At 47.6% G+C, this 21,659-nt stretch carries 17 protein-coding genes and 1 pseudogene; 16 read left to right on the forward strand and 2 right to left on the reverse strand.

Annotated features, from left to right (window positions below; genetic code table 11):
• Positions 1 to 64: 64 nt before the first annotated feature.
• The 15 genes from BMX58_RS07895 to BMX58_RS14925 all read left to right on the forward strand — a co-directional run bounded on the left by BMX58_RS07895 (position 65) and on the right by BMX58_RS14925 (position 18,020).
• Positions 65 to 544: a S1 domain-containing RNA-binding protein gene (locus tag BMX58_RS07895; RefSeq protein WP_068623379.1), complete on the forward strand. Its 480-nt coding sequence runs from the start codon at positions 65 to 67 to the stop codon at positions 542 to 544.
• Positions 545 to 633: 89 nt separating this feature from the next.
• Positions 634 to 2,031, forward strand: a complete 1,398-nt coding sequence (gene tilS / locus BMX58_RS07900) for a tRNA lysidine(34) synthetase TilS (protein ID WP_165605751.1) — start codon at positions 634 to 636, stop codon at positions 2,029 to 2,031.
• Positions 2,032 to 2,049: 18 nt separating this feature from the next.
• Positions 2,050 to 2,589 carry a hypoxanthine phosphoribosyltransferase gene (gene hpt, locus BMX58_RS07905; protein ID WP_068623378.1) on the forward strand — a complete coding sequence of 180 codons (540 nt, stop codon included), beginning with the start codon at positions 2,050 to 2,052 and terminating at the stop codon, positions 2,587 to 2,589.
• A 122-nt stretch (positions 2,590 to 2,711) separates the two neighbouring features.
• Entirely contained in the window at positions 2,712 to 4,829 is a 2,118-nt protein-coding gene (ftsH, locus tag BMX58_RS07910) for an ATP-dependent zinc metalloprotease FtsH (RefSeq protein WP_068623377.1), read from the forward strand.
• A 163-nt stretch (positions 4,830 to 4,992) separates the two neighbouring features.
• The gene (gene hslO / locus BMX58_RS07915; protein WP_068623376.1) at positions 4,993 to 5,895 is read left to right on the forward strand and encodes an Hsp33 family molecular chaperone HslO; all 903 of its coding nucleotides are present in this window, start codon (positions 4,993 to 4,995) and stop codon (positions 5,893 to 5,895) included.
• 114 nt (positions 5,896 to 6,009) lie between these two features.
• A complete protein-coding gene (cysK, locus tag BMX58_RS07920) occupies positions 6,010 to 6,936 on the forward strand; it encodes a cysteine synthase A (RefSeq protein WP_068623375.1) in 927 nt (308 codons plus the stop codon).
• Positions 6,937 to 7,102: 166 nt separating this feature from the next.
• Positions 7,103 to 8,131 (forward strand): tRNA dihydrouridine synthase DusB, encoded by a 1,029-nt coding sequence (gene dusB / locus BMX58_RS07925; RefSeq protein WP_068623374.1) that lies wholly within the window; start codon positions 7,103 to 7,105, stop codon positions 8,129 to 8,131.
• A gap of 107 nt (positions 8,132 to 8,238) precedes the next feature.
• A complete protein-coding gene (gene lysS / locus BMX58_RS07930; RefSeq protein ID WP_068623489.1) occupies positions 8,239 to 9,717 on the forward strand; it encodes a lysine--tRNA ligase in 1,479 nt (492 codons plus the stop codon).
• Between the two features lie 322 nt (positions 9,718 to 10,039).
• Positions 10,040 to 10,456, forward strand: coding sequence for a 30S ribosomal protein S12 (gene rpsL / locus BMX58_RS07935; RefSeq protein WP_068623373.1), 417 nt, complete (start codon positions 10,040 to 10,042; stop codon positions 10,454 to 10,456).
• Between the two features lie 50 nt (positions 10,457 to 10,506).
• Positions 10,507 to 10,977, forward strand: coding sequence for a 30S ribosomal protein S7 (gene rpsG, locus BMX58_RS07940; protein ID WP_068623372.1), 471 nt, complete (start codon positions 10,507 to 10,509; stop codon positions 10,975 to 10,977).
• Between the two features lie 117 nt (positions 10,978 to 11,094).
• The gene (gene fusA, locus BMX58_RS07945) at positions 11,095 to 13,182 is read left to right on the forward strand and encodes an elongation factor G (protein WP_068623488.1); all 2,088 of its coding nucleotides are present in this window, start codon (positions 11,095 to 11,097) and stop codon (positions 13,180 to 13,182) included.
• A 121-nt stretch (positions 13,183 to 13,303) separates the two neighbouring features.
• A complete protein-coding gene (gene tuf, locus BMX58_RS07950) occupies positions 13,304 to 14,491 on the forward strand; it encodes an elongation factor Tu (RefSeq protein ID WP_068623371.1) in 1,188 nt (395 codons plus the stop codon).
• Between the two features lie 222 nt (positions 14,492 to 14,713).
• The gene (locus tag BMX58_RS07955) at positions 14,714 to 16,045 is read left to right on the forward strand and encodes an IS4 family transposase (protein WP_068623370.1); all 1,332 of its coding nucleotides are present in this window, start codon (positions 14,714 to 14,716) and stop codon (positions 16,043 to 16,045) included.
• A gap of 704 nt (positions 16,046 to 16,749) precedes the next feature.
• Positions 16,750 to 17,667, forward strand: coding sequence for a group II intron reverse transcriptase/maturase (ltrA, locus tag BMX58_RS07960; RefSeq protein ID WP_068623369.1), 918 nt, complete (start codon positions 16,750 to 16,752; stop codon positions 17,665 to 17,667).
• Between the two features lie 23 nt (positions 17,668 to 17,690).
• On the forward strand, positions 17,691 to 18,020 hold the full coding sequence (locus BMX58_RS14925) for a group II intron maturase-specific domain-containing protein (RefSeq protein WP_239420576.1): 330 nt from the start codon (positions 17,691 to 17,693) through the stop codon (positions 18,018 to 18,020).
• An 86-nt stretch (positions 18,021 to 18,106) separates the two neighbouring features.
• On the opposite strand, the gene BMX58_RS14590 is transcribed toward BMX58_RS14925, so the two are convergent.
• A complete protein-coding gene (locus BMX58_RS14590; RefSeq protein ID WP_131814059.1) occupies positions 18,107 to 18,535 on the reverse strand; it encodes a hypothetical protein in 429 nt (142 codons plus the stop codon).
• A gap of 84 nt (positions 18,536 to 18,619) precedes the next feature.
• Here BMX58_RS14590 and BMX58_RS15070 point away from each other — a divergent pair.
• Positions 18,620 to 18,931, forward strand: a pseudogene (locus BMX58_RS15070) (zinc ribbon domain-containing protein); the annotation flags it as partial.
• 65 nt (positions 18,932 to 18,996) lie between these two features.
• Here the strand turns inward: BMX58_RS15070 and BMX58_RS07975 are convergent.
• On the reverse strand, positions 18,997 to 20,790 hold the full coding sequence (locus tag BMX58_RS07975; protein ID WP_068623368.1) for an ammonium transporter: 1,794 nt from the start codon (positions 20,788 to 20,790) through the stop codon (positions 18,997 to 18,999).
• Positions 20,791 to 21,659: the final 869 nt, after the last annotated feature.

Consider the following 21,659-nt stretch of genomic DNA (forward strand, 5'->3'; position numbering starts at 1 on the left):
ATTTTTTTCTGCATGATCCGTGTTATAATTAGTTGAGCAAAAATGAAGGAGGAACTTTTTTTTTATGTCGATTGAAGTTGGGAATAAAGTATCAGGAAAAGTTACAGGAATTACAAATTTTGGTGCATTCATTGATTTAGGTGGCGGTAAGACAGGATTAGTTCATATTAGTGAAATTTCTGATACTTTTGTAAAGGAAATCAAAGATGTTTTGAAGGTTGGCGATGAAGTTACCGTTAAGGTGATGTCGATTGCAGATGACGGAAAGATCGGATTATCCATCCGTAAAGCTGTGGACAAGCCAGCAGGGGAAGTTTCCAGACCTCAACGAGAAAGTAGACCTTATCAAAAAAGTTCAGCTCCTCGTCCGGAAGGCTCTTTTTCCAAAGGCAGAAAAGAATTCTCCGGCCATCAGGACAAAAGCCCTAAAAACGATTTCGATTCGTTGATGAGCAGCTTCCTGAAGGACAGCGAAGACCGTCTGACTTCCATCAAGCGCAATACGGAAGGCAAACGCGGCGGCCGTGGCGGCAGACGCGGATAGATAACAGTGATTTCTAGAGGATGGGCAAAAGGGAAACCGATTGTCGCACCCTCTTTTTTGCTTTAGGAAGAAAAGAGAGCAGGGATGTTATGCAGGAGTATATGCTGCGCTTATGCAAAGAGGTGGAACGACACCGATTGTGGGACAACCAAAGTCGATTGCTCGTGGCGGTATCCGGGGGCGCCGATTCCATGGCGTTGTTGGGGCTCATTCAACGGATGCCGGTGGAATGGCGCCCGCAATTTGCGGTTGTGCACATCCATCACCATCTCAGAGAAGAGTCGGATGAAGAATTCTGGATGGTCCAAAACTACTGCCGGAGCCAGGGGATTCCTTTCTTTGCCAAGCACTGGCCAAAGGAAAACCACCCGCAATCCAACCTGGAAATGGCAGCAAGGGAATTCCGCTATGCTTTTTTTGCCGAAATGATGGCAGCATGGCCGGCTACCTGTCTCGCGACCGCCCATCACGCTGATGATCAGCTGGAGACGATCCTGATGCGTCTGGTGAGGGGAAGCACACTCCAAGGCATCTCCGGAATCGCCGCAGCGCGTGCTTTCGGGAGCGGGCAACTGGTTCGCCCGCTGTTGCCCTTCCAAAAACAGGAGCTCTACCGGATCTGCGCAATCGCCGGAATCCCGTATCGGGAAGACAGCTCCAATGCCGAATTGATTTTCACACGGAACAGATTCCGCAACAGCGTCATCCCGTTGCTCAAAGCGGAGAATAACCAAGCATCCAGGCATTTCGGGGAATTTTCGGATGATCTCCAAGATGTCCTGAAAACTGTCCAACCGATTGTGGCGCAGACGTTCCGCCGCTTGTTCACAAAAGCCGAAGCACAATGGATTCTTGATTTGGACGCATGGAAAGCATGCGAGCCTTCCCTGCAGCGCCTTGTGCTCAGCCATTTTGTGACTGAGCAGCTTATAGAGACTGGCCATGACTTTCGCAGGAGCCAGATCGGTGCCGTCCTGGACCTTATCGAAAATCCGGCCCCCCAAAAGCAAATATCTTTGGCTGGAGGGTGGCAGGCCAGAAAAAGGTATGATAAACTTGTTTTCTTATCCCCTGATTCCGCCAGCAGCGATTTTTTTGATTTTTCGGAAAAATTGGAGCTAAATAGATGGGTAAGCTTGCCATCTCATGGTAGAATAGGATTATTTCATGGAGATAATGCGTTTTCAAAGGATTTGCCTGAGGGGGCTGTAATCGTCGGGATCTCGGACGCTGGAACCCTGCTGCCGCTGACTGTGCGCTCGCGCCGGTCGGGTGACAAAATATCGTTGAACAAGGAACAGCCCTTCACAAAAAAAGTGAGCCGGCTTTTTGTGGATAAGAAGATTCCGGCTGAAGAGAGAAAAGAAGCTGTTATCGTCACTGATGGCGAGGGACGTATTTTATGGATACCGGGCTATGCCCAGTCCGTCTGGCTGTCGGAAGATGATAAAGAAAAAACGTGTTTTAGATTGATTTACATTAAATAAATTTTTGAGGTGAAAGAAATGTTACATCCTGATATCAAGGAAGTATTGTACAGTGAAGAAGAAATCAGCGCAGTAGTCAAAGACTTGGGCGCGCAATTGACGAAAGAATATAAAGGGAAAAATCCATTGGTGATCGGAGTGCTGAAAGGTGCCGTCATGTTCATGACCGACTTGTCGCGCGCGATGGACTGCGACCTGGAATTGGATTTCATGGACGTCTCCAGTTACGGAGCCGGAATGGAATCAAGCGGAGACGTCAAGATCCTGAAAGATTTGGATACATCGGTGGACGGACGTGACCTCTTGATTGTAGAGGACATCATCGACACGGGACGGACGCTGAGCTATCTGATCGACATCTTCAAATACCGCAAAGCCAAATCCATCAAGGTAGTCACTCTGATGGACAAAAAAGAGCGCCGCGTCGTTGATTTGGAAGCGGATTACATCGGGATCAACGTTCCGAACGAGTTCGTCGTAGGTTACGGATTGGACTTCAATGAAAAGTACCGAAATCTCCCTTATATCGGCATTCTGAAAAGCGAAGTTTACGAGTAAAATCATTCGTTAAAATTGGTCAGATATGGTATGATTAGTTGGATACCAGTATATTGTACAAACAAAAAAGATGAGACGTAAGATAAAGTCTGCGAAGAACGATATCTGACGAGGAGGTTCTAATGAAAAAAAATAATTTTCTTAAAAGCAGCGGCTTTTATGTGCTGATCTTCCTTGCGATCATTGCAGTGGTCACGATGATCACGGGCGGCATGGAGACCGAGACGAGCCAAGAAATTTCATCAAGCGAATTTATGGATGCATTGAACTCGGAAGAGGTGGATAATTTTACGATCCAGCCGGGTGCGGGCGTCTATGAAATCACCGGAGAATACCGCACGGAGCAGAAGTTGGACGCAGCGGATTCATCCAGCGATCTGCTGTTGTTCGACGATACGACCGGCACAACAACGAAAAATTTCACCACCAGAGTTCTGCCGAATGATGAAACGCTGAAACAAATCACGGAAATCGCCAAAACAACGGACACGCAAATGGTGCCGTTGGAAGAGGACCAATCCGGCGCTTGGATCAGCATTCTGTTCAGCGTGTTGCCGATCGTCATCTTCATTTTCTTTATGTACATGATGATGGGGCAAGCTGGTGGCGGACAAGGCGGCAACCGCAATGTCATGAACTTCGGAAAAACAAAATCGGAAGATGCCACCAAGAAACCGATCAAGGTCCGTTTTTCTGACGTTGCCGGTGCAGAAGAAGAAAAGCAAGAACTTGTGGAAGTTGTGGAGTTCCTGAAGGATCCGCGCCGTTTCACTGCGCTTGGAGCGAGAATTCCGGCGGGTGTGCTGTTGGAAGGCCCTCCCGGAACCGGTAAGACTTTGTTGGCCAAAGCTGTAGCCGGCGAAGCCGGAGTCCCTTTCTTCTCGATTTCGGGTTCGGAATTCGTGGAAATGTTTGTCGGTGTCGGCGCCAGCCGTGTCCGCGACTTATTCGACCAAGCCAAAAAAGCAGCGCCCGCTATCATCTTCATCGATGAAATCGATGCTGTCGGTCGCCAACGTGGTGCCGGAATGGGTGGCGGACACGATGAGCGCGAACAGACACTGAACCAATTGTTGGTTGAAATGGATGGATTCTCGGGCAATGAAGGCATCATCGTCATCGCCGCGACCAACCGATCTGATGTGCTCGATCCGGCCTTGCTTCGCCCAGGCCGTTTTGACCGCCAAATCCTGGTCGGCCGACCGGATGTCAAAGGCCGTGAAGCGATACTGAAAGTGCATGCCCGCAACAAACCTTTGGCAAGCAACGTCGACCTGAAAGTCGTCGCGCAACAAACACCAGGGTTCTCCGGAGCCGATCTGGAAAACTTGTTGAACGAAGCCGCTTTGGTGGCTGCCAGACGCAACAAAAACAAAATCGATGCCCTTGATGTCGATGAAGCGCATGACCGTGTCATTGCCGGGCCTGCCAAGAAAGACCGTGTCATCAGCAAGCGCGAACGCGAGATGGTTGCCTACCACGAAGCCGGGCATACGGTTGTCGGTATGGTATTGAGCGATGCGCGTATCGTGCATAAAGTTACGATCGTCCCTCGCGGCCGCGCCGGCGGATATGCAATCATGCTTCCGAAAGAGGACCGTTTCCTGATGACGAAAGATGAGTTGCTTGAGCAAGTTGTCGGCTTGCTGGGCGGACGCGTGGCCGAGGAAATTGTCTTCAATGTCCAAACCACAGGCGCAAGCAACGACTTCGAGCAAGCAACCGGCCTGATCAGAAGCATGGTCACCGAGTACGGCATGAGCGAGAAGTTGGGCACTGTGCAGTATGAAGGGAATCATCAAGTATTTGTCGGCCGCGACTATGGCCAAACAAAAGCATACTCCGAAGACATCGCTTATCAGATCGACTCGGAAGTCCGCCGCATGATGAACGAAGCGCATATCCGTGCGCGTCAGATCCTCGAAGAGCACCGCGAACAATTGAACCTGATCGCTGAAAAACTGTTGGAACTGGAAACCTTGGACGAGAAAACAATCCGCAGCCTGTTCGAAACCGGCAAAATGCCTTCGGACGCAGCTGCAGAAGAGTATCCGAGCGAAAAAGCCCAGTCTTTTGAAGAGGCCAAACGGGCACTTGAAAAGAAAGAAGCTGAAAAAGTCCGCCAGGAAGAGCAAGAGCTGGCTGCTAAAGGAAGCAGCGATGCAAAAGAAATTTCATCAACTACGGATGCAGTTAACGAAGAGCCAGAGAACGAAACCGCAGATCCAGAAGATAAATAAACTTGATGCAGTGCGACAAAAAGTCCGGGAGTGTTTTCCCGGACTTTTTGTCATCAATGAACAGGCCTGGCGACAAAGAAGTGAGCAAAGTGTGGTTGTTTTCGTCCCGACCTATAGTAGAATGATAGAGAAAGAATTTTTAGAATGCGATGGAGGATCATATATGAGTGACTATTTAATCAAGGCGTTAGCCTACGAAGGACAATTCCGTGCTTATGCGATCGACGCTACTGAAGCGGTGGCGGAAGCCCAAAGAAGACACGATGCATGGAGTGCCTCTTCTGCGGCTTTGGGCCGCACGATGGTGGGGACGTTGCTGTTGGCGGCAGCCGGACTGAAGAACGAAGAAAAAATGACCGTCATCGTGAACGGGGACGGTCTGGGCGGACGCATCTTGGCAGATGCGAACGGAAAGGGCGACATCAAAGCCTATATCTCAAACCCGAATGTCAATCTTGCCTTGAATGACAATGGCAAACTGGATGTCCGGGCCGTTGTGGGGACGGAAGGCACTTTGACCGTCATCAAAGACTTGGGGATGAAAGAACCGTTCACGGGGCAAGTTTCGCTGGTCAGTGGTGAATTGGGCGAGGACTTCACCTATTACATGGCCAATTCGGAGCAAGTGCCTTCAGCAGTGGGGTTGAGCGTACTCGTGGACACCGACGATTCGATCAAAGCCGCTGGCGGGTTCATGATCCAAGTGATGCCGGATGCGAGCGAGGAAGCCATCACGAAAGTGGAGCAAAATATCGCAGCCATTCCGCTGGTTTCCCGCTTGATGGAAAGCGGCGAAAAACCGGAACAGATTCTGAAACGCATCCTGGGAGAAGAGAATGTGGAAGTCCTTGAGAAGATGCCGGTGCGTTTCCACTGCGACTGCTCAAGAGAACGTTTCGCCGGTGGCTTGATTTCGATCGGGAAAGATGAGTTGCAGGAAATGATCGAAGAGGATCATGGCGCTGAGGTAGTTTGCCACTTCTGCGGAGAAAAGTATCACTATTCGGAAGAGGATCTGCAGGAACTGGTGCACGCCATCGATGAGAACCGCGCTGCCGACATTTGATCGTCTCTGGCCGGCGTCTCGCTTGTCATGCTGGTTCGCGTAAATTAGAATGAAGGTAATCTATCCGTTTGACTGGACTGATTTGTTAAATCTATCTGAGCTGGAGGAATCGATATGGTAAAAGTAGTCTCTTCAATTGCAAATCTGATCGGGGACACACCGATCATCAAATTGAATAAAGTGGTGCCGGAGGGTGTGGCTGATGTATACGTCAAACTGGAATCGTTCAATGCGGGCGGGAGCGTAAAAGACCGCATCGCCCTGAACATGATCGAAGTGGCGGAGGAAGAAGGCTTGCTGAAGCCCGGATACACAATCGTTGAACCGACCAGCGGAAATACCGGAGTCGGTCTGGCCATGCTGGCTGCGGCAAAAGGCTACAAAGCTATTTTTGTGATGCCGGATACGATGAGTATGGAAAGACGTTTGTTATTGGCGGCATACGGCGCGGAGTTGGTATTGACGCCTGGTGCGGAAGGGATGAATGGTTCGATCGCGAAGGCCAGGGAAATCGCAGCCCAACCGGAGCACTTCATGCCGATGCAATTCGATAATCCTGCCAATCCGGCTGTGCACGAAGCCACCACCGGACCGGAAATCATCGAGGCTTTCGAGGGCAAAACCCCGGACGCCTTTATTGCCGGTGTCGGAACCGGGGGAACGGTGACGGGAGTCGGCAAGGCTTTGCGCAAAGTCAACCCGAATGTCGAAATCTATGCTTTGGAGCCGACCGACTCGGCTGTCTTGAGCGGGAAGCCGAAAGGTCCGCACAAAATCCAAGGCATCGGAGCAGGTTTCATCCCAACGGTACTTGATACCACGCTTTACAACGGCATCATCCAAGTCTCCAATGAACAAGCCTTCGAAATGGCTCGGCGTGTCGCGCGGGAAGAGGGAATTCTGGTGGGCATTTCGGGCGGGGCAGCAATCGCTGGCGCCATCGAAGTCGCCATCCGTTTAGGAAAAGGCAAGTCCGTTGTGACTGTGGCTCCGGATAACGGGGAACGCTACCTTTCCACACCGCTGTTCAGCGCAGAATAACGATCGCAACAGAAGACAAGCCGTTTCGGTGGCTTGTCTTTATGTTTTTCCGCCGAGATATTTTTCTTTTCTTACCGATTGTAAGATGATAGAATGGTCCAAGAGTTTTTGGAGCAACCAGACAACGGACAGAATCGACATAAATAAATCATAAAGGAAGTAAAAAATGTACAAAATCGGTAATATTGAAATAAACAATCCAGTTGCAGTAGCCCCTATGGCCGGAATCAGCAATGCTGCTTTCCGCGTCACCGTCAAAGAGATGGGTGCCGGCCTGGTCGTTTGCGAGATGATCAGCGACAAGGGCATTCAATTCCGCAATGAGAAGACTTTGAAGATGCTCCACATCGAACCGAATGAGTATCCGTTGAGCGTCCAGATCATGGGCGGGAACAAGGATACACTGGTGGAAGCCGCCAAATATGTCGCAGAGAACACGGAAGCTGCCATCATCGACATCAATATGGGCTGTCCCGTCAGCAAAGTCATTAAGGCGGAGGCAGGAGCCAAGTGGCTGTTGGATCCGAATAAAGTCTACGAGATGGTTTCCGCTGTCGTGGACGCGGTTGAGAAGCCAGTCACAGTGAAAATGCGCACAGGCTGGGACTCCGATCACCTGTTTGCGATCGAGAACGCCTTGGCTGCCGAACGCGCAGGCGCTGCTGCGGTTGCGATGCACGGACGCACGCGCGTCCAGATGTATGAGGGCAAAGCCGACTGGAACATCTTCAAGGACGTCAAGCAAGCTTTGACGCGCATCCCCTTGTTGGGTAATGGGGATGTGAAAACACCTGAAGATGCGAAACGGATGATGGACGAAACCGGCGTGGACGGTGTCATGATCGGCCGTGCTGCCTTGAGCAATCCTTGGATGATCAAGCAGACCGTGCATTATCTGGAAACCGGCGAAATGTTGCCGCAAACGACCCCGCGCGAGAAACTGGAAATCGCCAAACTGCACTTGGACCGACTGACCGATCTCAAAGGCGAAACAGTCGCCGTCAAAGAATTCCGCAGCATTGCGGCGTATTACTTGAAAGGCATCCCGCGTGCCTCAAAAACAAAAGCCGCGGTCACATCCGCATCCCGGCAGCAAGAAGTGATCGACTTGCTGGATCGGTTCATTTTTGAGGTTGAGGAACGCGATGCCTCAAAAGAAGCGCGTACATCCGAAAAAATCGAAATAAATAGCTAAGACGGCTTGATTTTTCACTCTTTTATTGGCAATATTAAGAAGATTATGAATCAAGAAGATTTAAGAACGGAGTGACCTCATTGAGTCAAGAAAAACATTCAGAAGAAATGAATGACCAGTTACTGATTCGCCGTGAAAAAATGCAGACTTTACGCGAAGAAGGAATTGAACCCTTTCATAATGGTTTTGTAAGAACACATTTATCCGCAGCTATCCACGAAGCATTCGATGCTTTTTCAAAAGAGGAGATCGAAGAAAAAGAAGAGACCATCGTTTCGGTGGCCGGCAGAATCATGACCAAGCGCGGGAAAGGGAAGGTTGGCTTCGCTCACCTGCAGGACAGCAAAGGCCAAATCCAGATTTACGTGCGCAAAGACATTGTCGGCGAAGAGAATTATGCCATCTTCAAGCAGGCCGATCTCGGGGACATCATCGGCGTAACTGGCCCGATCATGAAAACGGATGCCGGCGAAGTCACCATCAAACCGACACAGCTTGTCCATTTGACGAAAGCATTGCGTCCGTTGCCTGATAAATATCACGGTTTGACGAACGTCGAACAAAAATATCGCCAACGCTACCTTGATTTGATCAGCAACAAGGAGAGCTTCGATAAATTTGTGCAACGCAGCCAGATCATCAGCGAAATCAGAAGCTATCTGAACGGCTTGGGTTATCTTGAAGTCGAAACGCCGACACTGCACAACATGGCTGGCGGCGCAACCGCAAGACCTTTCATCACGCACCACAATGCCTTGGATATGGAATTGTACATGCGCATCGCCTTGGAACTGCACCTGAAACGCCTTGTGATCGGCGGCATGGAAAAAGTTTATGAAATCGGCCGCGTATTCCGCAACGAAGGCATCGACACAACCCACAATCCTGAATTCACGATGTTGGAGATGTATACAGCCTATACCGACTTCCACGACGTAATGGAAGTTGTCGAAGGCATCTTTGAGACGGTTACGACAAAAGTCAAAGGGTCTTCGACTGTCGTATATGACGGCACCGAAATCAATCTGGCCGGACCATACCCGCGCATCCATATGGTTGACGCAGTCAAAACCGTGACGGGTGTCGATTTCTGGGAACCGATGACGGACGCCGAGGCGCAAGCTTTAGCCGAAAAACACAATGTGCCGTTCACGAAGAACATGACGGTAGGGCATATCATCAATGAATTCTTCGAAGCGTTCGTGGAAGATACGTTGGTTCAGCCGACCTTCATCTATGGCCACCCATTGGCGATTTCCCCATTGGCCCGCAAAAATGAAGAAGATCCGCGCTTTACCGACCGCTTTGAGATCTTCATCATGGGCAAGGAGTACGGGAACGCCTTTACCGAGCTTACCGATCCGATCGACCAAAGAGAACGTTTCGAAGCGCAAGCGATGGAAAAAGAGCAAGGCAATGACGAAGCGCATGGCGTGGACGAAGACTTCATCGAAGCTTTGGAATACGGGATGCCTCCGACAGGCGGCTTGGGCATCGGCATCGACCGATTTGTGATGATGTTGACCGACAGCCAATCCATCCGCGATGTGTTGCTGTTCCCGACGATGAGAAACCTGGATATTTGACCATCAACATACGAAGCTGCCGCGTTTTATGCGGCAGTTTTTTTGTAATGAATCGGACGCACCTGCGGTCGGATTAAAAAATCCGATAAATAGTGCAAATAAAACAAGACAATAGGTTGACGGCCAGAATGATCCGTGGTATGATTCAAAAGGTGATTTTATACACAGATCCCTGAACATATCTTTCAGTCGTGCTGACTGGTGTATGATAGTCACAGAAAGAATGGTAAGTCGAAATGTTCGATTTATTTATTTTTTTAACTAAAAAGGAACCACCTGGATGTGTGGACCTAGCTATCCCATCGAGGAAGGAGGAAAATCAATGCCTACAATCAATCAACTAGTGCGTAAACCTCGCCAATCTGCTATTGAAAAATCAAAATCTCCTGCTTTAGGAAAAGGTTACAATAGCTTCAAGAAATCACAAACAAATACAAACTCACCTCAAAAACGTGGTGTTTGTACACGTGTGGGTACAATGACTCCGAAGAAACCTAACTCAGCGTTACGTAAGTACGCTCGTGTACGTTTGTCTAACTTGTTAGAAGTTACAGCTTACATTCCTGGTATCGGACATAACCTACAAGAACACAGCGTGGTTCTTATCCGTGGCGGACGTGTAAAAGACTTGCCAGGGGTACGTTACCATATCGTTCGTGGAGCTCTTGATACAGCCGGCGTTAACAACCGTCTGCAAAGCCGTTCTAAATACGGTGCGAAGAGACCTAAGAAAAAATAATCAAACAACAAAAAATCATAATATGAAAATTCTAGGAAGGAGGAATTTGAATGCCTCGTAAAGGTCCAGTCACAAAACGTGAAGTAATGCCGGATCCAATTTATAATTCGAAATTGGTGACTCGTTTGATCAACCGTATCATGGTTGACGGAAAACGTGGTAAAGCTGCTACCATCTTATATAACGCATTTGATATCATCAAAGAATCTACAGGAAACGATCCATTGGAAGTTTTCGAACAAGCAATGAAAAACATCATGCCTGTTTTAGAAGTAAAAGCACGTCGTGTAGGGGGTTCCAACTACCAAGTGCCTATCGAAGTTCGCCCAGATCGTCGTATGGCTTTAGGTTTGCGTTGGTTAGTAAACTACTCTCGTCTGCGCGGTGAAGACACTATGGAAGAGCGCCTTGCTAAAGAAATCATGGACGCTGCTAACAACTCTGGTGCTTCAGTCAAGAAACGTGAAGACACTCATAAAATGGCAGAAGCTAACAAAGCTTTCGCTCACTACCGTTGGTAAAATGTTCTTGCAAGAATTTATTCTTGCAAGACATTTGCTTTATGGTTGCGTAAGTCGCCATTTTTTTAATAAAATGGACTTGCAATTAATTTTAAAAGAGAGAGGTGTTTGAAGAAGATGGCTACAAGAGAATTTTCTCTAAATAACACGAGAAATATCGGTATCATGGCTCATATCGACGCTGGTAAAACAACTGCGACAGAGCGTATTTTATACTATACCGGTAAAATCCACAAAATTGGCGAAACGCACGAAGGTGCTTCCCAAATGGACTGGATGGAACAAGAACAAGAACGTGGGATTACCATCACTTCAGCTGCTACTACTGCACAATGGAAAGGTTATCGTGTCAACATCATCGATACTCCTGGACACGTGGACTTCACTGTTGAAGTTGAACGTTCATTGCGTGTATTAGATGGTGCTGTTGCTTTGTTGGATGCACAGTCTGGTGTAGAACCTCAAACTGAAACAGTTTGGCGTCAAGCTACAACTTACGGTGTACCTCGTATCGTATTCGCAAACAAAATGGATAAAATCGGTGCAGACTTCCTCTACTCCGTAAACACAATCCATGACCGTTTGCAAGCGAATGCTCATCCTATTCAATTGCCGATTGGTGCTGAAGATTCTTTCCGCGGTATCATTGATTTGGTCGAAATGAAGGCTGAAATCTATGACAACGACGAAGGTACTGAATACCATGAAGAAGATATCCCTGCGGACTATCTTGAAGCAGCTGAAGAATGGCATACTAAATTGGTTGAAGCTGTTGCTGAAACTGATGAAGCCTTGATGGAGAAATACCTGGAAGGCGAAGAAATCACGAAAGAAGAACTGAAAGCCGGTATCCGTAAAGCTACATGTAATGTAGAATTTTACCCTGTGCTTTGTGGTTCGGCCTTCAAAAACAAAGGGATCCAATTATTGCTTGACGCGGTAATTGATTACTTGCCATCTCCATTGGATGTACCTGCCATTAAAGGTGTGGACGATGACGGCGAAGAAGTAAAAGTTGAAGCAAGCGATGATGCACCATTCGCGGCTTTGGCATTTAAAGTCATGACTGACCCATTCGTAGGTCGTTTGACATTCTTCCGTGTTTACGCCGGTACACTTCAAAGTGGTTCATACGTTCAAAATGCTACAAAAGGCAAACGCGAACGTGTAGGACGTATCCTGCAGATGCATGCTAACCACCGTAATGAAATTCCTGAAGTATTCGCTGGGGATATCGCTGCTGCGGTTGGATTGAAAGATACAACTACAGGGGACACTCTGTGTGATGAAAAGGTACACGTTATCTTGGAATCAATGGAATTCCCAGAGCCGGTTATCGAAGTCGCTATTGAGCCTAAATCAAAAGCTGACCAAGATAAAATGGGTATCGCTCTACAAAAACTTTCTGAAGAAGATCCTACTTTCCGCGCTTCAACCAACCCTGAAACTGGTCAAACAGTTATCGCGGGTATGGGTGAGTTGCACTTGGACATCATCGTTGACCGTATGAGACGTGAGTTCAAAGTGGAAGCTACCGTAGGTGCTCCTCAAGTATCTTACCGTGAGACATTCCGTCAGTCCGTTCAAGCTGAAGGTAAATTCGTTCGTCAATCAGGTGGTAAAGGTCAATTCGGTCACGTATGGGTTGAATTTACTCCTAATGAAGAAGGAAAAGGCTTTGAGTTCGAAAATGCTATCGTCGGTGGGGTTGTTCCTCGTGAATACATCCCTGCAGTTGAAGCTGGTCTGAAAGACGCTATGGAAAACGGTGTATTGGCCGGCTTCCCATTGGTTGACGTTAAGACTAAGTTGTATGATGGTTCATACCACGATGTCGATTCATCTGAAACAGCATTTAAAGTGGCTGCATCACTTGCATTGCGTAACGCTGCCAAGAAAGCTGATCCAGCAATCCTGGAACCAATGATGGCTGTTGAAGTTACAGTTCCTGAAGAGTATTTGGGAGATGTAATGGGACACGTAAGCTCGCGTCGTGGACGTATCGAAGGTACTGAAACACGTGGTAACGCGCAAATCGTTAAGAGCATGATTCCTCTATCGGAAATGTTCGGATATGCTACAACATTACGTTCTTCTACACAAGGTCGCGGAACATTCTCGATGACATTCGATCATTACGAAGCTGTTCCTAAAGCTGTTCAAGAAGAAATCATCAAGAAGAGCGGAAAAAATAGCGAAGAGTAATCTTGCTGTTGCTTAGCTTGTATATTGCTTTTTGGGATTCAAATCGGTATACTTTATACGATAGACGATATCAGTCTAAATCAAATTATAAGCACTCAATATGAGGAGGAAATGATTTAAAATGGCAAAAGAAAAATTCGACCGTTCAAAACCCCACGTTAACGTTGGTACAATCGGACACGTTGACCATGGTAAAACAACATTAACAGCAGCTATCACTACAGTTTTAGCTAAAAAAGGTTTCGCTGAAGCATCTAACTATGCTGCAATCGACAACGCTCCAGAAGAAAGAGAACGTGGTATCACAATCAACACTTCTCACGTTGAATACCAAACTGAAACTCGCCACTACGCTCACGTAGACTGCCCAGGCCACGCGGACTATGTTAAAAACATGATCACTGGTGCTGCACAAATGGACGGCGCTATCTTGGTAGTTTCTGCTGCTGATGGTCCAATGCCACAAACTCGCGAGCACATCCTGTTGTCTCGTCAAGTTGGTGTTCCTTACATCGTAGTATTCTTGAACAAAGTTGACATGGTCGACGACGAAGAATTGTTGGAATTGGTTGAAATGGAAGTTCGTGACCTGTTGACAGAATACGAATTCCCTGGCGACGATGTTCCTGTAATCGCTGGTTCTGCTTTGAGAGCTCTTGAAGGCGATCCTGCTTACGAAGAAAAAATCTTGGAATTGATGGCTGCAGTTGACGAGTACATCCCAACTCCAGTACGTGATACTGACAAACCATTCATGATGCCTGTCGAGGACGTATTCTCAATCACTGGACGTGGTACTGTTGCTACAGGCCGTGTTGAACGTGGACAAGTTCGCGTTGGTGACGAAGTTGAAATCGTCGGTATCGCTGAAGAAACTAAGAAAACAGTTGTTACCGGTGTTGAAATGTTCCGTAAATTGTTGGATTACGCTGAAGCTGGCGACAACGTAGGAGCTTTGTTGCGTGGTGTTACACGTGACCAAATCCAACGTGGTCAAGTATTGGCTAAACCAGGTTCAATCACTCCACATACAACTTTCACTGCTGAAGTTTATGTACTTTCAAAAGAAGAGGGTGGACGTCACACTCCATTCTTCACAAACTACCGTCCACAATTCTACTTCCGTACAACTGACGTTACAGGCGTATGTAACTTACCAGAAGGCGTTGAAATGGTAATGCCTGGCGACAACGTTACTATGAACGTTGAATTGATCCACCCAATCGCTATCGAAGAAGGAACTAAGTTCTCAATTCGTGAAGGCGGCCGTACTGTAGGCGCTGGCGTTGTAGCTTCAATCTCTAAATAATTTTATTTCCGAATAAAATTTAATGCGATGAAAAAGACTGTCTCGAGAGAGCAATGTCATTAACTTAAGCGACTTGACAACTGAAAAAAGCGAGAATGCATTCAATTGTGCATTCTCGCTTTTTTTTTATGATGGGGGGAGGATTTTTTTCTCTCATCTTCAGGTTTCCCGTTATACTTAATGTAGGAAGGATTGTCTGTATATTAAAAGGAGGGCTTAAAAATGACGGTCGAACTGATAGAATTCCAAGAATTTATCGAAGAAGCCCAAACTATTTATTTGGAAGATATCCGCGAAGGGAATCCGAAAGCCTTTACCCGAAAAAGGAAAACGACCCCTCTCGGATTGATGCTTCAAATGTTTGCGCAAAAGGGGAACTCCCAATTTTGCGAACTCCTAAATTTTTACGAGAACCAAGGGAAACCTCTGGACATTTCGACTGTCGCTTTTTATAATGCCCGAATGAACTACAACCCCAAAGCCATCCGGTTGATGATGACTGACTATATGTCCATGGTTTATGAAGAAAATGATGACCAATTGGTCAAGCTGAATGGGTACATTGTGACCGCGATAGACGGCTCTGACATCTTCCTGCCCTCCACGGAGGAAAACACCAAGAAATATGGTGTGGTTCCTAACCCAAAGGCATCCGCCAATCCGGTGATGGCATCTGTCTCCACGCTCTATGATTGTATCAATAAAATGGTGATTGACACGTTTATCGGTCCGTACAAGAGCAGCGAGCGCGCCTCGGCTTCACAACACCTCCACGTGCTGAAAGAAACGCTCCGGCAGCCGACCATTACCGTGTTTGATCGCGGCTATTTCTCGATGCGGCTAGTCCACCAACTGTTCCAGGATGGTCAGAAATTTGTGATGCGGATGGACCACCAGAACTTAAAGCGCTATTCCAGCCAGTTGTCTGTGGGGCAAGACCAAACTTTCGAAGTCACCTTTGACAGGTCACAGACAAACGACTACAGGAATGATCGGATTTTCCGAGCTACCTTGATGAGCACGGTTTATCCTATGCGGTTTGTAAAAATCCCACTTCGCAAGCAGGACAGCGGGGAGATAGAGGACGAAGTCCTTTTGACGAATTTAACACCCGCTGAATTTTCAGCCGACGACTTGAATGATGTATACCGGTTGAGGTGGGGAATCGAAACCGCCTATAACGTACTGAAAAACCGCATGAAGTTAGAGGAGTTCAGTGGCAACCGGGAACGGCTGATCCTTCAGGATATTTATTGCACTGTCTGGCTGTACAACCTGACGATGCTTCACCTGATTGAAGTGAGCGAAACGAGAGCAATCCCCCAAGAGCGCTATAAATATGAAATGAAGCGAAATATCAGCATCGCTATCGGAATCATGAAAACCTATTTCATCCGATCGTTCATGAGTGAAACATACGAACAACGGAGAGAAAGTTTCGAGCAAATGACTGCACTGCTTACCAAACACCTCGTTCCCGTCCGCCCACATAGGGCGGTCAAAAGGAAGAGTCCGGTGAACAAATCCAGACGATCTTATCGTTACACATATTAAGGCAACTTTCGCTCTTACCATTACACATGTTAGGGCAACTTTCTCCCTGGAGCTGCCTGGCTTCGTTGTGTCTTCAATTATCAGAAATGAAAAAGACAGGGGGAAACGGGAGAATACATCTCCCATTTCCCCCTGTCTCTTATTTGTCAATGGCCTTAAGTTAATGACATTGCTCGAGAGAGGCAGTCTTTTTTGCGTTGTGCGCCCGGCATGGGTGATAACTTGGTGGTGAAAGTCCACTACAGGCTTTGCAGTAGGAACTGTTAGCGAATGACAAGGGTGTCCACCGTGAGGTGGAATCTGAAGGAAGTCGGACGCAAATACTCGCACTGACGAACAGAAATCTCATATAAGGCTGAATAGAGACGGACGAGCTTGCACAACAAAGTAAAGTCCTATACTGCACAAATCTCTTACAGTAAATGAGGCAGTGACATGAGTGGAAGGTTATCATTCTTACCCGGGGAGGTCTTATGGACATGTGAAAACATGGAGTAAAGCTTGCCATAAGAAGTCAGCAGAAGCCATAGTAGTGACCGCTTGGTCATGAAGGGCTGAACAATAATAATCTTGAAAATCAAGGAGGTGGATGCGTCACCGAGAACGCAGAAAACATCAGGGTACAGACCGAACGATGACTGACTACAAAGGGATAAGCTGGAAGCGAAAGAGTATGTAGGAGTGCGTAGGGGCGCAGCATAGATATGAACAGACAAGATGGTATCTCATTAATCGACCAAGTGGTCGATAGACACAATCTGCAGCTAGCCAAAGAAAAAGTTCGCAAGAACAAGGGTGCTCCCGGAGTCGATGGAATCACGGTCGACGAACTGGACGAATACATGGCAAAATACTACTCTCATCTTATAAGGAAATTAAAGGATGGCACCTACCAACCACAACCCGTGCGGAGGCTGGACATCCCTAAAGCAGATGGGAGCATGAGGCATTTGGGCATCCCGTGCGTATTAGATAGAGTGGTACAACAGGCAATTCTACAGGTATTGGACCCTATCATCGACCCGCATTTCTCAGATAACAGTTACGGATTCAGAAGGGGCCGGAATGCGCACCAAGCGATTCAGAAGGTTCAACAATATTATGAAGAGGGATACAGGGTAGTAGTGGACTGCGACTTAAAAAGTTATTTCGACACGATTAACCATCAAAAGTTACGGAACAATCTGGAATGGTACATCAAAGACAAGCTTGTCCTGAAATTGATTTGGAATTTCCTGAAATCAGGTATTCTCGACAGCGACTACTATATCGAAACGGAATCGGGCACCCCTCAGGGCGGCCCCCTTTCCCCCTTACTGGCAAACGTCTATCTCCATCAACTGGATAGGGAGCTTGAAAGAAGAGGGCATCGTTTTGTACGTTATGCGGATGACTTTGTCATCTATGTCAAGACTAGACGAGCTGGTGAAAGGGTCATGGAAAGTGTCACAGCATTCGTCGAAAAAGACTTACGCCTTACGGTGAATAAAGATAAAAGCAGCATCACGACGCCTACAAAAGCCAAATTCCTAGGTTTCCACCTCTGGAGACACAGGGGAAAGTCGGGTGCCGACCTAGTCAGTCGGCCAAACAACGCATCCGAAACAAACTCAGGAAAGTAACTAGCCGCAAACGACCCGGAAAACTGGATGACATCGTCAAGGAAATCAACCGGATAATTGTGGGGTGGATTAACTACTACAAGATTGGGTACATGAAATCTTTCGTTATAGAACTACAAGGATGGCTACACCACCGCCTCCGGCAACTGATCTGGAAACGATGGAAGAAAGTGTCTACGCGCTATAGATGGTTAAGAAAACTAGGTATTGGCCACGATGAAGCACTGAAATCGGCCGCAAGCCGTAAAGGCTATTGGCGTATTTCACGAAGTGAAATCTTACATCGGGCATTGCCAAATAAAAAGCTCGCACAATGGGGACTGAAAGATTTAGTCCATCTGTACGAGCGTTAGAGATACTTAAATTATTGAACCGCCGTATACGAGAACCGTACGTACGGTGGTGTGAGAGGTCGGCAGATGAAGTAATCATCTGCCTCCTACTCGATTTTTGCGTTCAAATTCCTGAAAAAGTGGAACAAATCATATTCTCCGGTGAAAATGCATCCGAAAACAACATGAATATTCTGTATGCGAACGAGCGCGGTGTATTCGACTTGAAAAATGGAGAAATGCGTTTGATCGAAATCGTTTGAATGACTCCACCAAACGTCCCGGAATCGCCAAAGAAGCAAGCGGCCACTTCTTTGGCAACGGCCGTCAAAACAAACAACTCCCCAGGAAATACAAGGCACTCCGCCCGCAATTGGGGAAGCAGAAAAAAAGTCAATACCATCCGAGCCATCAAAAACAAGGGGATCCAGAATCATGCGGGACATCCACCATATGCTTTCCGGGCAGATCCTCACATTCGCAGCGGAAGACGCCTGCGGCACCATCAGCATCCATCTGGAAAAGCTTTCCAGCATTCGTCGGCCTCAAGGCTAAGAGGAAAAACCAAAGCGAATTTGCGCAGCCGGACCTTCTGAGAATCATCTTCCTTTTTCGCAGACAAAGTGCGCGAACCTGGGATAAAAGTGGTCTACCTCAAGCCCGATTATACGTCCCAGACTTGCCCCTCATGCGGCGAGCGCAACACAGTGAAGGACCGCAACTATCATTGCGGCTGCGGTTATCATGCCCATCGAGACCGGGTTGGCGCCCTGGAAATCCCCAAACAATCCGCATGCTTGAAAGACTTGGCAAGATTTAGACGAGCTTTCGAAAAAGGCGGGACCGTGAAAGCTGATAAAACAATCGGTTTGAACCACGGCGGCAAGGGTGCCGCAATTCTGTTGGAAAACATTTTTTACGAAGTTGAGTAAGCCCGGCATGAAAAGTAAAAAAAGGAAGCTGTGCCAATCTGAGCAGGGCGCAGCTTCCTTTTTAGTTATTCTGTCGGGTACTCTAAAGCTTTTTTGCCTTCATCCCCAGTGCTGACGCGGATGACATTTTCCACATCATAGATGAATATTTTCCCGTCACCGATGTGGCCAGAGTACAGTGCTTTTCTGGCTGCGTCGACGACCTTGTGGACCGGAACCGTGCTGACGACAACTTCTACACGGATCTTAGGCAGGAGATCGGCTTCAGTTTCCACTCCGCGGTAGTAAGTGGTGTGACCTTTCTGCATGCCATAACCGAAAACATCGGAAACGGTCATGCCTGTTATGCCGATGGCGTTCAATGCTTTCTTCAAGGCTTCGAACTTGCTTTCGTTAGTGATGATTTCGACTTTGGTCAATTTGGCTGGCTCTGAAGTATCGCCGCTGGAAATCTCGGCTGCCCGATACTCCACTCCTACGGATTTGTTCAGATCTTCCAACGAAGCGCCTGCGTATGCCAATTCACGTTTTCCTGGCGCAAGAGCGCGATTTTTGAAATTCTGCAAAGCGGAGGAAAGCTCTGATGGATATGAACCGACTTGTTCGCCGGCTTTTTGAGAATCTTGAAGACCACTGCTGATGCTGCCGTAGGCGGTTTCGCCATGGACTGCGTAATCCAAACCGATTTCCTCTTCTTCTGCAGACACGCGCAACGGAAGGACCAGGCTAATCAGTTTCAGCAGCAGGAAAGAACCGATACCGGCATAGGCAAGAACAGCCAAAATGCTGATCACTTCTGCCAAGAGAAGGGAAGCACTGCCGTCAACCAATCCGCCTTCAATGGCAGGATTGATGCTGCTTGTTGCGAAAATCCCAGTGGCGATTCCGCCCCAGATACCCCCGATGCCATGGCAACCGAATGCATCCAATGCATCGTCATAATCAAATTTCTTCTTCAGAACAGATACGCCATAGAAGCAGACGATCCCGCCGACGAAACCGATGACCAATGCAGAGAGCGGGCTGACAAATCCAGCGCCAGGTGTGATGGAAACCAAACCAGCAACGATACCGCTGACGAAGCCAAGTGCAGTCGGTTTCTTGTGGATGATCCACTCGCAGACCATCCAGCTTATGCCGGCAGCAGCCGCGGCGGTATTTGTAGTGATGAAGGCATCCAATGCGATATCGTTGATTGCCAGAGCGCTACCGGCATTGAAACCGAACCAGCCGAATAACAGCAGACCGGCGCCTATCATCGTCATCGGAATATTATGCGGTTTGACAGATTCGTGATTCCTTCTTTTGCCGAGGTAAATAGCTGCTACCAGAGCCGAGACTCCGGAACTGATATGGATTACGCTCCCCCCTGCGAAATCGAGGGCGCCCAGTTCGCGGATCCAACCCCCGTTGCCCCAGATCCAGTGGGCAATCGGATCATAGACGAAAGTCGTCCATAAAAGAATGAAGGCAAGGAAAGCCGGAAACTTCATGCGTTCCGCGATGCTCCCTGAGATCAAGGCCGGAGTGATGATAGCAAAAGCCAACTGGAACATCATAAAGAGCTGATGCGGGATTGTCGGCGCATAATCAACCGGCGTGAAGCCTACACCGTTCAGCAATGTGTAGGACAAATCGCCGAAGAATTTTGAGTTGCCTCCAAATACAAACGAATAGCCGAATAAGAGCCATTGGATAGAAACGACTGCGATGGCAGCGTAACTGTGCATCGTCGTGCTGAGGACATTTTTCCTCCGGACCATCCCGGCGTAAAACAGGGATAAAGCGGGCGTCATCAGCATGACCAGGATTGTTGCGAGGAAGACGAAGGTTGTGTCTGCATAATTAATGTTCTCCATATAGATTCTCCTTTAGTTGAATATATTTTGTATAATTCCTTTGTGATGCCCCTACTTTACACCCTGCAAAATAGAAAAGCATCAAAATGATGACGGGTCATGTGATGATATGTGACATAAGCGAGGCTGTTTTAGTGGCTGATCGGTTAATCAAGCTCTGAAACGACACGAAAAGGGCTGAACTGCGTTAGTGAAGTGCTCAATCACCGTAAGGAAGCGAATGGAACGCTTACATTGCGTGATTAAATCTTACATATGTTGGGGGCGGAACTGAATTTTCTCGAATTTAAGCAATATATATGCAATTCCCGTTACGAAATGCCGGTCCTGCGAAAAGGGCGGATCCTGTTTCTTCTATAATATACATTTTTTGGATGTTTTCGGCGCATTCCGGCAATAGCGGATGAATGCTTCCGAAAGGGGTGCGCTTCCTTGCAGTGGCTTACATTCTTTTTGCAGTTCAGTATAATAGGGAAGGGCAAAAAAGTTGTTGCCCTGAAGGAAGCAAGTTGTTTCGAATGGAAATTGGAAATTGGTTAGTTGCAATAGTAAATTCCAGTTTGCAAAACTAAATTCCGCACTCGAGCCGATGAAAAGAGAAATAGACAAAAAATGAATGTCAAAAAGGTCAATTTGTATATTTTAGAGTGATCAATGTATCGAATTCGGTCTGTTTTTGGGCATGACAAACCGAAGGTGAAGATTCTGCGTTTTTTCGCAAGAGTAAATTCCACCCCTAAAAGATATTTTATTGTGGACAATGTTCTGCTGCTTTTTTCGGTTAGAACGGGATTCCTTCATCTTCAAAGCTGTTGGTTTTGCTCAATGCACCTTCTGAGAGGCGTGAGACTGTGGCTTCGAGCTCGGCC

This window comes from Trichococcus ilyis, from assembly GCF_900109135.1.
Taxonomy (GTDB): Bacteria; Bacillota; Bacilli; order Lactobacillales; family Aerococcaceae; genus Trichococcus; species Trichococcus ilyis.

Excerpts from the sequence above, each read along its gene's own strand:
- BMX58_RS07895 (WP_068623379.1), top strand. The coding sequence starts at position 65 with ATGTCGATTGAAGTTGGGAATAAAGTATCAGGAAAAGTTACAGGAATT.
- tilS (WP_165605751.1), top strand. The coding sequence starts at position 634 with ATGCAGGAGTATATGCTGCGCTTATGCAAAGAGGTGGAACGACACCGA.
- hpt (WP_068623378.1), top strand. The coding sequence starts at position 2,050 with ATGTTACATCCTGATATCAAGGAAGTATTGTACAGTGAAGAAGAAATC.
- ftsH (WP_068623377.1), top strand. The coding sequence starts at position 2,712 with ATGAAAAAAAATAATTTTCTTAAAAGCAGCGGCTTTTATGTGCTGATC.
- hslO (WP_068623376.1), top strand. The coding sequence starts at position 4,993 with ATGAGTGACTATTTAATCAAGGCGTTAGCCTACGAAGGACAATTCCGT.
- cysK (WP_068623375.1), top strand. The coding sequence starts at position 6,010 with ATGGTAAAAGTAGTCTCTTCAATTGCAAATCTGATCGGGGACACACCG.
- dusB (WP_068623374.1), top strand. The coding sequence starts at position 7,103 with ATGTACAAAATCGGTAATATTGAAATAAACAATCCAGTTGCAGTAGCC.
- lysS (WP_068623489.1), top strand. The coding sequence starts at position 8,239 with ATGAATGACCAGTTACTGATTCGCCGTGAAAAAATGCAGACTTTACGC.
- rpsL (WP_068623373.1), top strand. The coding sequence starts at position 10,040 with ATGCCTACAATCAATCAACTAGTGCGTAAACCTCGCCAATCTGCTATT.
- rpsG (WP_068623372.1), top strand. The coding sequence starts at position 10,507 with ATGCCTCGTAAAGGTCCAGTCACAAAACGTGAAGTAATGCCGGATCCA.
- fusA (WP_068623488.1), top strand. The coding sequence starts at position 11,095 with ATGGCTACAAGAGAATTTTCTCTAAATAACACGAGAAATATCGGTATC.
- tuf (WP_068623371.1), top strand. The coding sequence starts at position 13,304 with ATGGCAAAAGAAAAATTCGACCGTTCAAAACCCCACGTTAACGTTGGT.
- BMX58_RS07955 (WP_068623370.1), top strand. The coding sequence starts at position 14,714 with ATGACGGTCGAACTGATAGAATTCCAAGAATTTATCGAAGAAGCCCAA.
- ltrA (WP_068623369.1), top strand. The coding sequence starts at position 16,750 with ATGAACAGACAAGATGGTATCTCATTAATCGACCAAGTGGTCGATAGA.
- BMX58_RS14590 (WP_131814059.1), bottom strand. The coding sequence starts at position 18,535 with ATGCTGGAAAGCTTTTCCAGATGGATGCTGATGGTGCCGCAGGCGTCT.
- BMX58_RS07975 (WP_068623368.1), bottom strand. The coding sequence starts at position 20,790 with ATGGAGAACATTAATTATGCAGACACAACCTTCGTCTTCCTCGCAACA.